Origin of the sequence: Alteromonas stellipolaris (genome assembly GCF_001562115.1) — a bacterium.
In the GTDB taxonomy this organism is placed as follows: Bacteria; Pseudomonadota; Gammaproteobacteria; order Enterobacterales; family Alteromonadaceae; genus Alteromonas; species Alteromonas stellipolaris.
This window is the reverse complement of record NZ_CP013926.1, coordinates 2768732-2784040: the sequence shown is the minus strand read 5'-3', so window position 1 is coordinate 2784040 and position 15309 is coordinate 2768732. Positions and strand designations below refer to the sequence as shown.

Sequence of the window (15309 nt, the reverse complement as noted above, 5' to 3'; positions counted from 1 at the left end):
GTTGTGATTCAGACATAAGAAAACGGGGGATATAAAGTGTAAGAGGAATTTAATAAGTTGAACGAACTATCTGTTGCGCTGGACATTTTTCGTAACAATTTCAAATATCATTTGCGACTGCCTACGTTGCGTGACGCGCTAAAGCTGATTATGCTCCTTCGCGATTATACTTAGGGCAATGCTCCTTTTTACGGGTAATACTCTCTTTCAAAGGGAATACTCTCTTTAAGAGGCCCCCTCTCTACATGGAATTATAAGATATGAGACGAATCATAACGTTGTTTAGTTGTGTTTTGGCGCTGCTAACGACTCAAGTGTTAGCAAAAGATGTGGAATACCGTTTACCATCTTCCATTACGCCAACCTTTCAAGACATTCATTTAACCCTAGATCCTGATGCACCAAACTACTCTGGTTCTACCCGCATTAACATTACGGTTAATTCAGTCACGAAAAAAGTGGGCTTTTATCAGCAAGACCTTACCGTTACTCATGCCGAACTTCGTCAAAATGAGCGCGTAATAGCACTTAATGTTGAACAAGGTGATTACAATATTAATTGGGGCATGGCTGATGCTGACATTGCGCCGGGCAAATACACCCTAGTCATCGACTTCGAAGGCAAGGTGAATACGTCATCTGATGGCATGTATTTGTCTCGTTTTGAAGAAACAAATTACATCTTTACGCAGTTTGAAGATATGCATGCACGTAAAGCATTTCCTAGTTTCGACGAACCTGCATTTAAAATACCTTACCAAATGACCATTACGGCGCCCGAAAAACAAGTGGTGGTCTCGAATACGCCGGTTGAAAGTCATGATGTAAGCGAAGGCATGCAAACCGTTAAGTTTGAAAAAACCAAACCTATGCCAACCTACTTAATTGCTTATACCGTAGGGCCGTTTGATAGTGTTGAACTAAAAGGTTTGTCGGTACCAGGTAAAATCTATGTACCTAAAGGCTATGCAGACAAAACTAAGTTTGTGGTGAAGCACACCCCTGAAATTTTAGCCACGCTAGAAGACTTTTTCGATATTAAATACCCTTACAAAAAGCTCGATTTTGTCGCTGTACCTAACTTCACTCATGGTGCGATGGAAAACGTAGGGCTAATTACTTACCGCGACAGTTTGTTATTGCTAGCAGACGAGCCGGGTTTAACCGAACGCAAAGGGCCGCTTAACGTTATTGCACATGAACTGGCACACCAATGGTTTGGTAACTTAGTGACCATGGCATGGTGGGATGATTTATGGTTAAACGAAGCATTTGCCTCGTGGGCGGCAAGCTACACCATGATGGAACTCTATCCAGAGCTTAATTTTGCCGATCGTATTGTGCAAGAGTCTGCGTTTGGTGCCGACGCTAGCCCTACGGTTAAACCGGTTAAAAAAGTAGTGCGTATTCAACCCGATGTTATGGATGGCTTGGGGCTGAACTACTCAAAAGGCGAGTCTATTTTGCAGATGATAGAGTCGTTAATTGGTACTGAAAAGTTTCGTGAAGGTGTGCGTAACTATATGAACACCCATGCGTGGGGCAATACGGTTGCTGATGATTTGTGGGCTGCGCTTGATGGTGTATCAGACATTAATCTAAGCGCCATGATGAAAGCTTACTTAGAACAACCTGCTTACCCACTTATCTCTATAGACGATAAAGGTACTATTACGCAGGAACGTTTCCATTACGCGGGCGCAACCGTAGATGCACAAACTTGGGCCGTGCCGCTTAAACTTACTTATAAAGTAAACGGTGCAATAAAGCAGGAAGTGGTGTTTATTGATAAAGCCAAAACTCAATTGCCTCAACTTGCTGAAGCTGACTGGGTTTTCCCTAACGATAACGCCACAGGCTATTTCCGCTGGGCAATTACAAGTAAGCAACTTGATAACTTGCTTGGCGATTTGGATGTACTTAACAACCGCGAAAAGAAAAACGTGCTTTATAATATGCAAGCATTGCTTAACGCGGGTAAAGTTAACATTGATAGCATAATGCCAGTATTAAATGCCTTGGCGAAAGATAACGACCCTGTTGTTAAACGTGCTGCGGTAGGTGTTTTGGCTGAGTTTGATTACTTAGTTAACGACGACAATAAAGCAAATTATGCTGCATTGTTGAATCAAGAGTACTTGCCTTTGCTAAACGAACTTACGCTTCAGCAAACTAGCGATGAATCGGAAAGCGTTATTAGCCTACGTAACCAGCTTTACAGCCTGCTTGGAAATAGAGCAAACAACGAAACCTTGATTAAGCAAAGTGAATCGATTGCTAAGCAGTACATTAAAGATAGCAGTGCCGTTCCAGCAGGCATTGCCGGTACCGCAATAGGAGTAACCACGAAGCATAGTGAAGAAGAGCTATACGAAACATTGGTAGCTGCATTTAAAAAAGCACAACTTCCTAATGTTAAACGCACCTTGCTTTATTCAATGCGCTACACCGATGAAGCCACGGTAAACAAAATGCTAGATTTAGCATTAACCGACGACATTACTCCGGCGAATACACTTTATATGTTGGTAAGAGTCTCGCGCAACTTAGAGCTTAAAACCGTATTGTATAAATGGTTAAACTCAAATCTAGATGCGTTGATTGCGAAGATGCCAGATTACCATGTATCGCGTATGCCTGAATTTGTGTCTACTACCTGTAGTGCTGAAAACTTAGACATGGCAAAAGCATTTTACGAGCCAATCAAAGATAAGCATGAAGGCATGGCCCGTAGTTTCGACATTATGTTGGATGAATCGAAACAGTGTTTGCGTTTAAAAGCGACATACCAAGAAGACTTTAATAAATTCTTAGCCAAATACGGCGAGTAAATATAAGATTTAAGTAATATCTTTACAAATCAACAGTATTACTGTAATTCGACGCAAGAGGCTGCCATCCGGCAGCCTCTTTTTTATTTTATACTTCAAAATGTCATAAAGAAGCGGATTAAGCGTCATTTTTGTGACAACCCCTTTTTTTACACAAAATTTGCACACTTAGTTTTACCTGTACCAAAGTACACTTGAGTTAAACAAAAAATAAACTTATTTAAACAGCGTAAGTTTATGATTTTCATTGCTAAATAAAAAAATGATATTATTTTGCACAAGTTCTTGCTGTGTATACGCAAGTATATAATTTTATACGTTCCTAAAAAAAGTGGACGATAACAACATGGCGGAACTGGGTAAACAAGGGCGAGCGAAGCTGAGTAAGTCAGCTTTGTGCGTAAAATTAATATTAGGTAGTGTGTTAACTCTGCCACTTTCTTTTAACGCTTTATCAGATGTAATTTGGGAAGAGAACTTCGACGCAGCCGCATTAGACGGTAAGGGAGCCGTTGGGGGCGACAGTGTTACTATCGATATGGATGGCGTATCACGCTGGAGTATTGATGTTTCAGATGCTGATTTATCTGCAACATCAGATTGGTTTAAAGTCGATAATGGCCAGCTAAGTGCTCGCGACGTAGATGGCGATACCGTATGGTTGTCTGAGGTTATTGTTGTAAACGGCTTAACGGATTTGCAGCTTGATGTCGAAGTATCAGAAAGTGGTACGCAAGAAGACTTAGATTATGTCGATGTGATGTACTCAATTGATGGCGGAGAGTTTGTCTTAGTCACCAATGCGCTGGGATCAGATATTCACACCCTTATAGATGATTACACTAGTGTAACCGTTAATTCTGCTATTCCTGATGCAAGCACGGTTCAAATAAAACTAGCAATGAAGAACAATGCTGGGACAGAATCTCACCTGGTAAACAGTGTTGTTTTATCAGGCTCAACTGGCGAAGACGGTGGTGGCGATGAAGGCGGCGATGATGGTGAAGTATCTGAGGACACACTTCGTACTTTAACTGAAACTTGCTTCAACTGCCCTGACTTAACGGCGGTTAAATTACCCAGCGAATACGTTGAAGCTGATTATTATGCACAGCTTGATACCGCAATAACGAACAATGAAAGCGCTGAAACACTCAAAGCGCTGGCACAGAATATTATCTCGCTAGACCACCATCAGCTTTCTTATTCAGAAGCGTGGACAGCCCTTACCGATACTGACCAAGACCCTGCCAACCCAGATAATGTTGTATTGTTTTACATGGGGACATCGTTAGCTAAATTTAGTAACGGTAGCGGTACGCAAAGTAGCAACCAAGATAACTGGAATAGAGAACACGTTTGGGCTAACAGCCATGGTTTCTCTAGTAATAGTCTTGCTGCTTATACCGATATTCATCATCTTCGACCAACCGATATTTCGGTGAATGGTTCTCGCGGTAATTTAGACTTTGATTTCAGTGATGGTGCACTATCTGAAGCGCCAGAAAACAGCATTGATAGTGACTCTTTTGAACCTCGTGATTCAGTGAAGGGTGATGTAGCGCGTGCTATGTTCTATATGGACGTACGTTACGATGGCAGCGATACCAGCGAGTCGGAAGATGATTTGGTGTTGGTTGACCGTTTAACCAGCACAGATGAAGCCGCACACGGTAAACTTTGCGTATTGTTGCAGTGGCATGAAAGCGATCCAGTAGATGAATTCGAGGAAGAACGAAACAGTAAGGTTTTCGAATTCCAAGGTAACCGTAACCCGTTTATTGATAAGCCTGAGCTTGCTTCACTAATCTTCAATGAAAGTTGTGATGGCTCAGATGCTGGCGATTCAGATGGCGGTGACACAGATGGTTCAGACGGTGGTGATACAGGCGGCTCAGACGGTGATACAACCGACGGAAGTACAGGCTCAGGTCATGCAGTATTTATTTCAGAATATATTGAAGGCAGCAGCTTCAATAAAGCTATTGAGATTTACAACGGTTCTACTGAGACCGTAGATTTAAGCAATTATAAGCTTAAACTGCTTTCAAACGGCGATACCAGTGTAGATGATGAAAAGGTATTAGAGCTCACCGGTATGTTAGCCTCTGGTGCAGTAGCTACCTTCAGTCATGCTAGTGCTGATGACGCGCTGACCGCTGGCTCAACAATAAGTAGCTTTGTGATGAACTTTAATGGTGATGATTACATTGAGCTGAGTTACGGCGATGTAACCATTGATGCTGTGGGTACGTTTGGGGTAAAAACTAACTGGGGTAAAGATGTAACCCTAGTACGTAAAGCTTCAATTACGGAAGGTAATGCGACACGTAACGCAGCTTTCGATGCAGACAGTGAGTGGGATAGCTACAGCCAAAATACCTATGACTATTTTGGTGCTCACAACGGCAGTGTTGTAGATCCTACAGACCCTACAGATCCAACCGACCCAACCGACCCAACTGACCCTACAGACCCAGTAGACCCAGTAGACCCAACGGTTGAATTGGTTCTTATCAGTGAACTACAGGGCGAAGGTGATGCTTCACCATTAGCTGACACAACTGTGATTATTGAAGCGGTTGTGACCAAAGTAGCTGAAGACTTATCTGGTTTCTTCGTTCAGGAAGAAGCGGCTGATTCTGATGGTAACGATGTAACATCTGAAGGTGTGTTTGTGTATGCAACCTCGCTTGAAACTTACCCTGCGGTAGGTGATGTAGTGCGCATACAAGGTGATGTGGTTGAGTATAACGACTTGACTGAGTTTGTATTATCGGGTGACGTCGAAGTGCTAAGTGCGGGCGGCAGTGTGTTATACACCGAACTTAGCATGCCATTTAATGCTGATACTAACCTTGAAGCCTATGAAGGGATGCAAATTACCTTTACACAGTCTTTGTTAGTGAATGATGTGTACAACCTTGGTCGTTATGGTCAGTTTAACGTGGGTTCTGAACGCGTAATGATCCCTACCAACCAATATCCTGCGGGCACAGCTGAAGCTATAGCGTTAGCGGAACAAAATGCCCTCAATACACTGTTAGTTGATGATGCATCTAACAGCCAAAACTTAGATGGTATTCCATTCCCTGTAGGTGGGTTAACTCACTCCAATCCACTTCGCCTAGGCGATACAGTTGAAAACCTAACAGGTGTAATGCATTACTCATTTGGCGAGTACCAATTATTGCCTGTAACCGACCTAGAGTTAGTGCGCACTAATGCACGAACAGCTTACCCATTAATCGGTTTAACCGGCGATGTAAAAGTGGCAAGCTTTAACGTACTTAACTATTTCAACGGACCAGACTTCCCAACATCTCGTGGTGCCACCAATGAGTTCGAATTGGTACGCCAAGAAGCGAAAATTGTAGCAGCATTAGCAGCAATGGATGCAGATGTTGTTGGACTTGTAGAAGTTGAAAATGACGGGCACGGTGAAGATTCTGCCATTGCAACGCTAACCGCTGCGGTGAATGCTGAAATGGGCGGCGATGTTTATAGCTATGTGTCAATTAGTGAAGCATTAGGTACTGACGAAATTGCCGTAGGCATGATTTATAAGCCTGCGGTAGTAACGCCATTTGGTAATGCAGTAACGTCTTCTGAATCACCGTTTGACTTCGGTAACCGCCAGCCGCTTCTTCAATCATTTACAGTGAACGCCAACGGTGAAGCATTCACTCTTGCCGTAAACCACTTTAAATCGAAAGGAAGCTGCTCTAGCGCTACCGGTGATAACGCCGATTCAGGTGATGGTCAAGGCTGTTGGAACGCATTGCGTACCGATGCTGCAAACGGTTTGGTTGCCATTGTAGAAAACAATAGCGATACCTTATCTGACCGCTTATTAATTATGGGTGACTTAAACGCGTATGCAGCAGAAGAGCCTATTTTGGCCCTTGAAAGTGCAGGATATACCAACCTAGTTAACTCTTTTGGTGGCGACTCGGCATACTCATATACCTTTGATGGTGAGCTAGGTTACCTAGATCACGCACTATCAAGCCCTAGCTTAACTCAATATGTAGTTGATGCGACGGTGTGGCACATTAACTCAGATGAGCCACGTGTATTTGACTACAACGAAGAGTACAAAACTGACGCGCAAATCACTGATTATTACGGCGCTGATGCATACCGCTCTTCAGACCACGACCCAGTTTTGGTAGTACTTAACTTCCCAGATGCAGTTCAACCTGGTGATTTTGATGGCGACAACGACGTAGATTACAACGACATTATGGCGTTCTATGGCTTGTTCTTATCAGGTGGTGCGAGCGATTTGGCGAATGATTTTAACAACGATGGCATGGTTAACTTCTTTGACCTTAATGCCTTGATGGCCATGTGTACCCGCGCTGGTTGTGCAGTAGAATAAGTAGGAATTAAAAAATGAAAAAATTTATTATCGGTTTATTTGCGCTAGTTGGTTTTAGTGCTCAAGCAGCGATTATTAACATCAGCACTGATCAAGCATCGTATAACGTGGGTGATACCATAACCGCCAATGTTTGGATTGATATCGTCGAATTACAAGGTAGTAATCTGGCACAACCATTTATTGGTGGTTTTGTCATGTCATTGATGGCAGATGCTACAAGCCTTTCATACAATGATGGTTCAATTATGTTTGGTGATAAATTAGGGGCAGGGGCTTTAAGCGCTCTTTTGCCTGTAGGCTTCGGCGTATACTCTATACAATCGGCTGCCTTTACCCCTAGTGTTTTTACCCTTCAAGCAGGACTAACGTCTTTCGAACTTTTCTCGCTTGAATTTACCGCTTTAAGCAGCGTTTCAGATGCGCTTTTCGGGCTTACAGCTAGTGTGAGTGAGTTTGGTTCATTTGTAGGAACGCCGGTATCAACTGCTTCAACAGAGTTTTCTGTTGAAGCGACCTCAGTACCAGCGCCAAGCACAGGTGTTTTAGCACTACTTGCTTGCTTCGGTATGATGGTATCGCGCGTTAAGGCTCGTCGCTAATCGAGATATCCTTGCGATAAAGTGAAAAAGGCTTTTTACAAAGCGTTTTAATAAAAACCCAGCATCTGCTGGGTTTTTTATATTTTAAACTCGCGAAATCATCTCAAGCTTCTCGTTCAGGCTACCAGCAGCGCATACGATAAAATTTCTATTTACAACCAGCTTGAAATAAACCACACTGGTTAAAAATACAGTTATATGGAAATGTTATGTCTGCCACCCAAATGCTAGGTAATGAAGGGCGAAAATTCGGCCTTAACGATGCTTCTCCTTCAGAAAACGCAAGTCTTGATACTGTCAGCTTTGCTCAGCGCCAGCGGTTGGCTTATATCGATTTTTGTTTGTTGTTTAAAGGGGCGATTTATCGCCAAGATCTTATTGGCCGCTTTGAAGTGGGCTTGTCTGCGGGCTCTCGCGATTTCAGTTTGTATAAAGTGCTAGCGCCAAATAATCTTACCTATGACGCAAGAGATAAGCGTTACTTTCAAACCGATACTTTTGTACCTTTGTTCGAGCACGATCCTCGTAGAACCTTGGTGAAGTTGGCGAACGATATATCAGACGGTTTCGATGCTATAGGTGATATTCATTTTCCAGTAGAAAGTGCATCGTCGTTAAATGTGCCTGACATTTATGTGGTGGCAAAATTAGTACAAGCCATCGTTAGTAACAAAGCGGTGAGTGTTATTTATACATCGCTTTCAAGTGGTTCGGGCGCGCGAGAATTGGTGCCCCATAGCATTGTAGATAATGGCCAGCGTTGGCACGTGCGTGCGTTTGATAGAAAAACCGGAAGCTTCAGGGATTTCGTGCTAACCCGTATTAGTAAAGTTACCCTAAAGGCCGACCCTGCGTTGAGCGAACAGAGCCTGGCCGATGAGGCATGGCAGCGAAAAATAGCCTTAGAAGTAGTGCCGCACCCGAAAAATATAAACCATCCTACTGCCATTGAGCTCGATTATGGTATGGAAGAAGGAGTACTTCAGCTTGAAGTACGGGCCGCTATGGCAGGGTATCTACTTCGCCGGTGGAATGTAGATTGTACTAAACATGCCAGTCTGCGAACGGGTGAATACCAACTGTGGTTGCGAAATCAAGAAACGCTGGAAAATACCGATAATCTTGCTATTGCACCAGGGTATATTAGCGAAGAAAAACGCTACGAGTAACTGGGCTTATTTTAGAGGGGAGCCCATTTCTCGTTTAGGTGCTGGTTACCATTTTTGAGTAAACTGCTTAATGCTCGAAAGTAGCAGCTCTTTATCTAAAGGTTTGGTAAGAAAGTCATTCATACCGGCCTTTAAACACTCTTCTTTGTCTTCAGGGAAGGCGTTAGCCGTAAGAGCGGCAATAGGGGTGTGTATCTTTAACTCATTTCGAATGATACTTGAGGCCATGATGCCATCCATTACAGGCATGTTGCAGTCCATTAATATGAAATCGAACAAGTGCTTAGCACAGGCAGCAACGGCTTGTTCTCCATCTTTTACATGAATAATTTTATAGCCTTCGCCTTCAAGCATAGCCTTAACAATTTCGGCGTTAATATCATTATCTTCTGCAATCAGAATACGCAACCTAGGCGTTGCCTTAACAGGGAAGCCCTCTGGTTTACTCGCTCTTGACACAAGGCTTTGTAAGTCAAGCTCTAAATCTTTGCGTATAATGGGTTTAGCGTGAGACCGCCATATAACGTCTTTTATGGCTTGCTCACAATCTAACTGTTCGAGTTCAGCCGAAATCAAAATAATTTTTGGAAATGGTGAAATATCTAATTTTACCAATTCGCGCAATAAATCAACGCCGCTCATCTCTGGCATCGCTAAATCGAGAATAATAACATCGTATTTGTTGGGCGTATCTTCTAGAAAGTCCTTGGCGCTTGAGTAAGACGTAGGAATAAGTGACATCGCGGCAACCACATGCTCTAGGTATTCTCTGCTTGTCAGTAAGTCATCTACAATGGCGCATTGTAATGTAGCGTCGGTTTTAATCTCTATTGCTGGCAGAGACTCTTCAACAACGGGAAGAGTTAGCGTAAATTCACTGCCCACCCCTAACGTTGAGGTGGCTAAAATATCACCGTCCATTAACTGTGCTAATTCTTTAGCAATACTCAGCCCCAGTCCGGTACCGCCATAGTGACGGGTGGTTGACTGGTCTGCTTGCTCAAATTTTTGAAAGACAGAAGATAACTTTTTAGAATCAATACCAATACCGGTATCTTTAACCGAGAACAATAAGGTATTGCCATTTGTCATAGTAGTTTGGCTGACCGACAAGGTTACGCTACCCGACTCGGTAAACTTAATGGCGTTACTCAAAAGGTTGTGTAATATTTGTGCGATTCGCGTAATGTCACCTTGAATAACCGGCGCCAGCGTTTGCTGTTTATTATAATGGAAAGTTAAGCCTTTGTTTTGGCAATATATACGCTGTATAGATACGACCTCATCAAGCAGTTGAAGCAAGTCGACAGGGCTTTTTTCAACTACAATTTTTCCTGCTTCAATTTTTGATAAATCAAGAATGTCATTGATAAGGGTAAGCAATTGTCGTCCAGCGGCTTTGGCCTTTCTTAAATAGTTTTCGCTCTTGTTTGGGTTGTCCATCGCCAACTCAATCATGCCGAACAGTCCATTCATTGGCGTGCGTAATTCGTGACTCATACTTGAGAGAAACTCAGACTTAGCTCTATTGGCTTCGTGTGCTTTTTGCGCTTCTACTTCGGCTTTATCCGATGCTTCATAAAGGTGCTGTATCGTTCTTTTTATTTTTCTATCCATAGGTGCGAAAATGAAAAAAGCTTCAACCCCAAGCAGAAACAATGTGGCTAACCACAAATAGAACTCAAGAGACGAGACCGCATCAACATTACTTTTCGCCTCTTTTTCAAAAAGATAAACCACAGTATTAAGCTGCTTCAAAAGCCCCGTAACCTGTTCTATAGGAATACCAACTGATGGTGAGCACTGAGACGACTTAACAAGTGCTCTTGCTTGAGTGATGTATTGGTTAACCTTGGTATCAAGCTGGGTAGTACCGAAATACATATTAGATATTGAACTTGGTAAAGAAGGTAAAGAAGTAAGTTTTCTATGATTGCTTGAAAAGGTACTAATAGCTGTTTCAAGCATGGCAGTAGCCGAAGCGCTGTCTTCGCCACATCCATTTATCTTCTCTACTAGCAGGGCAATGCGTTGGGAGAGCATTCGTTGCTGCCCTGCGATATTAATAATTTCTGCATCAAGACGCTGATCGTTTAGCAATGCTCGCATTGTGAAAACAGATGCGGTGACAAGACAGGCAATAAGAAGCAGCGCTAGGGTGTACCGAATGCGAATGGACATAGAGATAATGTTTTTCTTGGAGTATCTAAAAGATAATTGATACCAAGCATTTACGCAATTTAAGATTCGCTGAATTAGCCACAAGTAGTAGATGCTGCGCTTACATAGGATGCCAGCCTTGTAAAACTGATGCTTTACTATAAAAAAGCATTTCCACGTCACTCAGGGTAGGGCGCGCCTCGTTTTGAAATGCGCCAGGGCCATGGCTTTTAAATTCTGCAAACCGAGCATCGGTAAGTGGATTAAAATATTTTATACCCCCATTTTTAGTTTTACCCGTCATGCTAGTCCAACCCTCCAGCGAAATGTGGGTGTCCATATAGGTATTGATAAAAAGAGAATGCCCTATAGCGTAAGGCGATGCATACCTTCCATCAGAGAAAGTCGTCGTGGGGTGCCAAGGGCGGCCAAGGGCAACAGATTGGTTCGGAACACCGGCTTCACGGGCTAAGTTGCAATTAGAAAATACAAAACCAAATGGTCGTGTGTTGAGAGTGCTTGGCGCCGTTATATACCCTGTAATGCCGTTACCTGTATTTCGTTTTCGTGAGACTATATCTACGCTGTCGAAAAAAGCGGTGCCACCACCGAAGATAAAATCGATATGGCCTGCCACTAAGCCACCTTTTATGTAGGCTCTATTTCCTTTGAGATAAAGTGTATCTTGGTAGCCCCAAAGCTCGATATTATCTAAAAACGTTTTATCTGCTGTTACTGCTGTTTTTAACGCGACCGCTTGGGTCCCAGATACGCGATTAGGATCCTCTTGTGAGCGAATTTCATTGGCGGGATAATCAAAGCTATTCAATATGCTCAGGTTTGAAAGATGAACGTTTGATGCGGTTATCTCAACGGTGGCTGTTCTTCCAGTGCCAAAAACCTCATCGGTATCTGGGTGTATTACCTGACCAGCGTACCGAGAAAAGACAAATTTAGTCGTCTTTTTATCTACGCCTCTTACGTGAACGTTAGGCGTTTGAATGATTATCGACTCTTGGTAAATGCCAGGTTGGACCTCAATGACCCACGTCCCAGAATGCTGGGCAGGAATAGCGTTAATTGCATCAGCCACCCGTGTGTATTGTGGAAGAGGGGAATCCAGTGTGACTTGGCTAACAAGCGCATTTGCTTTGGGTTGCTGCGTCGCTTCTGCGTAACTCATAAAACATAAAAAAAACAGGGCCAAGCGCTTCTGTGAGAAAGCGCTAGCTATATAAAATGCTAACTGAATCCGCTCCTGACGTTTACTTTCGATTATTACGCGCAGCCGTTTAAGCATCACGCAATCCCACTTTTTTTCCTGCAATGACAATATTAGATGTCTGTATTGCCTCCACATTCTCAATAACAGATGGCTTTTCAACAGAGGCAATAGAGATGTCGTGCAGGGACAACCCTGTAATTGGGGTATGATCATAGCCTCTTAGCATAAAGGCTCGGTCTGCTCGTTTTACCGTCATATGCTCTACCGTAATTCCCTCTAGTTTCGGTGGGAAATTTCCAGCATCTCCCTCTTCATAAAAGAAGTTCACTACTATTGCGTCTTTTACATCACCAATTGAGATATGCCGATAATTCAGATTTTTAAGATGACCGCCTCGTATACTGTTGGTTTTAATTCGTATACCTCTGTCTAAGTTAGGGCTACTCATCACGCAGCGCTGTGCATAAAGGTTGCGAACCCCGCCGGAGATTTCACTCCCTATGACTATCCCGCCGTGACCGGCTTTCATTTCGCAATCTTCTATAATGATGTTTTCACTCGGTTGATTTAGCCGTCGGCCGTCTGCATTTCGTCCCGATTTGATGGCAATACAATCATCACCAGTGTCAAAAACACAAGATTGTATGAGAACATCGGTACAGCTTTCTGGATCACACCCATCTGAATTAGGACCAAAACTGTGGCAGTGAATATTGCTTACCGTCACATTTTTGCATAACACGGGATTAACTAACCAAAAGGGAGAGCGCAGTATGGTGACTCCCTCAATGAGTACGTTTTCACACAGGTAAGGTTGAATAAAAGGAGGGCGAAGATAGTTTTCTTCAAATACTCGCTCAGAAACAGGCGTGCCATCTTCAACCATAACTTGGAGTGTATCTCTGGTATACTTTTGATTCTCAACGGCATGATCGCCCCATTCAGAAGTTTTCCACTTTCCTTTCCAAGGCCACCAATTATCGGCAGAAGCCCCGCCATCTAAGGTGCCTTGACCCGTAATGGCAATATTCTTCTGCTTGAAAGCATAAATCAAAGGAGAGTAGCCCATTAATTCCATGCCTTCCCAGCGGGTGTGTACATAGGGCTTGTAGTGTTGACTATCAGTAGAAAAGTGAAGCGTGGCTCCCTCTTCAATATGCAGATTAATATTAGATTTTAAGTGAATGGGCCCTTTACAAAAAAACTCCCCTTTGGGCACCACGACCTTACCCCCCCCTATAGATACGAGATGTGCGATAGCCGCATTGAGCGCGGGCAGGCTATCGCTATCTAGTGCATTGGGTAAGGCGCCAAACTGCTCAATGAACACGGTATTATTGGCAAAGGTGGGCCGGGCTACACGGTCTCGGATTAACTGTGCCTCTTTATCCCACTGTGCTTGGCTTCTTGTCGTGCTTGAGGGCGTACTTGTAGCTGACATAGAGCAACCTGCAGAAAATGGGATAACAGGGGATAACGTAGCGGCCAGCCCTGCTTTTAAAAGATGACGGCGGTGTTTATTTAATGTCATAAAAACTCCGTGGTGCAACACTACTCAATGATTAGAATTACTTGCCTAGGTATAACGCAGCCAGAATAAACGGACCTACGCCTTTTGCATCATTAGCGCGAATAGGCTCACTAAGGTAATAATCAAAAGAGCCATCTCGATAAGGTTTGCCGCCAAGTCCTGCAACTGCGCAAACTTGGTTTAAGCTGATGACATTATCGGATGGGTTTACGGAAATCATCTGATCAATAAGTCCTGCAAATCCTTTTTCCGCATGGTCTCGGTAATGCTCTGGTAACAGTTTCAACGCCACACCTTTTGCGATAGCGTAGGTGATCATCGACGTCCCAGAGGCTTCTAGATAATTCCCTTCTCGCTCTGCTAAATCGGTAACTTGATACCAGGTGCCCGTATTGTCTTGATAAGCTAGAGTGGCATCAATGAAGGTTTGGAATTTTGCTCTTAGCCATGCTGATTTAGGGTGCTTTGCTGGCACAATTTCTAACACGTCAACCATTGCCATGGCATACCAACCTAGCGCCCGTGACCAATGATGTGCGGATAAACCGGTAGTTTCATCTGCCCACTTCTGGGCTTTCGATGCGTCCCAACCATGACGAGGTAAGCCAGTTTTTTCGTCGTATAGGTTAGCTTCTATAAGTTCAAACTGAAGAAACACATCGTCTAGTTCTGCCATGTCACCATATCGAACGATATATTCAGCATAAAAAGGAGCGCCCATGTAGAGCCCATCTAACCACATTTGCTCTGGATAACGTTTTTTGTGCCAAAAACCGCCTTCGTTCGTTCTTGGGTGGCTATCAAGTTGCTTTCTTAATAAATCAGCTGCTTTTTTATATTTAGTTTGCCCCGTTTCTTCGTATAAAAAAAACAATACCTTTCCTGGGTTTATCATATCAATATTATATTTATCAATATCGTAAGTACTAATAGTCCCATCGTCATTCACGAGCATGTCGTAGTAGCCAAGTATATAGTCTAAATAGCGTTGGTTTTTCGTATGCAGGTATACCTTCGACACTGCCAAAAGGTTGAGGCCGTGGACATAATCCCACTGCGCCGATTCATCCCAATCAATTTGCCACGCTTCTGGAAAACGCACCATTTCAGATTCAATCATTCGTTCCGACCATGGTTTAGTGTTATCCAATACTGAAGGCTGCGCACCAACAAGTGGGGAGACAAGTAATACAGTGGCCATTGAAACCACTTTGGCAATACGTTTAATCATAATATGACCTTAAAACAATGTTAAAACTATAAATGCTACCGGTAGCATAATGAGGTGCATTTGTTATCGTGTCAACGAAAAAGTGCCACAATATTAACAGTCTGTTTACGCAGTGGTTTTATTGTTAAAATTAAACTAACTACATGAAATTAAATAGAAAGTCTGTTTTCTGACTA

Annotated in this window: 8 protein-coding genes; 4 read left to right on the top strand and 4 right to left on the bottom strand. The window is 43.1% G+C overall.

Going from position 1 to position 15309, the window contains the following annotated elements; genetic code table 11:
- Positions 1–260: 260 nt before the first annotated feature.
- The 4 genes from AVL57_RS11840 (at position 261) to AVL57_RS11825 (ending at position 8986) form a co-directional block, all read left to right on the top strand.
- Complete coding sequence (locus AVL57_RS11840) at positions 261–2831, top strand: M1 family metallopeptidase (RefSeq protein ID WP_057791125.1); 2571 nt, start codon at positions 261–263, stop codon at positions 2829–2831.
- Positions 2832–3177: 346 nt separating this feature from the next.
- Entirely contained in the window at positions 3178–7215 is a 4038-nt protein-coding gene (locus AVL57_RS11835; protein WP_057791127.1) for an ExeM/NucH family extracellular endonuclease, read from the top strand.
- A gap of 14 nt (positions 7216–7229) precedes the next feature.
- The gene (locus tag AVL57_RS11830) at positions 7230–7817 is read left to right on the top strand and encodes a hypothetical protein (RefSeq protein ID WP_057791129.1); all 588 of its coding nucleotides are present in this window, start codon (positions 7230–7232) and stop codon (positions 7815–7817) included.
- Positions 7818–8026: 209 nt separating this feature from the next.
- Complete coding sequence (locus AVL57_RS11825; RefSeq protein ID WP_232363273.1) at positions 8027–8986, top strand: WYL domain-containing transcriptional regulator; 960 nt, start codon at positions 8027–8029, stop codon at positions 8984–8986.
- 45 nt (positions 8987–9031) lie between these two features.
- Here AVL57_RS11825 and AVL57_RS11820 read toward each other — a convergent pair whose 3' ends face one another.
- The 4 genes from AVL57_RS11820 to AVL57_RS11805 form a co-directional block, all read right to left on the bottom strand.
- Positions 9032–11167 carry a response regulator gene (locus AVL57_RS11820; protein ID WP_057791132.1) on the bottom strand — a complete coding sequence of 712 codons (2136 nt, stop codon included), beginning with the start codon at positions 11165–11167 and terminating at the stop codon, positions 9032–9034.
- A 100-nt stretch (positions 11168–11267) separates the two neighbouring features.
- A complete protein-coding gene (locus AVL57_RS11815; protein ID WP_063457286.1) occupies positions 11268–12329 on the bottom strand; it encodes a pectinesterase family protein in 1062 nt (353 codons plus the stop codon).
- A 109-nt stretch (positions 12330–12438) separates the two neighbouring features.
- Entirely contained in the window at positions 12439–13902 is a 1464-nt protein-coding gene (locus AVL57_RS11810) for a glycoside hydrolase family 28 protein (protein ID WP_057791136.1), read from the bottom strand.
- Between the two features lie 37 nt (positions 13903–13939).
- A complete protein-coding gene (locus tag AVL57_RS11805; protein ID WP_376738721.1) occupies positions 13940–15103 on the bottom strand; it encodes a glycoside hydrolase family 88/105 protein in 1164 nt (387 codons plus the stop codon).
- Positions 15104–15309 lie beyond the last annotated feature (206 nt).

Excerpts from the sequence above, each read along its gene's own strand:
- AVL57_RS11805 (WP_376738721.1), bottom strand. The coding sequence starts at position 15,103 with ATGGCCACTGTATTACTTGTCTCCCCACTTGTTGGTGCGCAGCCTTCA.
- AVL57_RS11825 (WP_232363273.1), top strand. The coding sequence starts at position 8,027 with ATGTCTGCCACCCAAATGCTAGGTAATGAAGGGCGAAAATTCGGCCTT.
- AVL57_RS11810 (WP_057791136.1), bottom strand. The coding sequence starts at position 13,902 with ATGACATTAAATAAACACCGCCGTCATCTTTTAAAAGCAGGGCTGGCC.
- AVL57_RS11835 (WP_057791127.1), top strand. The coding sequence starts at position 3,178 with ATGGCGGAACTGGGTAAACAAGGGCGAGCGAAGCTGAGTAAGTCAGCT.
- AVL57_RS11840 (WP_057791125.1), top strand. The coding sequence starts at position 261 with ATGAGACGAATCATAACGTTGTTTAGTTGTGTTTTGGCGCTGCTAACG.
- AVL57_RS11820 (WP_057791132.1), bottom strand. The coding sequence starts at position 11,167 with ATGTCCATTCGCATTCGGTACACCCTAGCGCTGCTTCTTATTGCCTGT.
- AVL57_RS11815 (WP_063457286.1), bottom strand. The coding sequence starts at position 12,329 with ATGAGTTACGCAGAAGCGACGCAGCAACCCAAAGCAAATGCGCTTGTT.
- AVL57_RS11830 (WP_057791129.1), top strand. The coding sequence starts at position 7,230 with ATGAAAAAATTTATTATCGGTTTATTTGCGCTAGTTGGTTTTAGTGCT.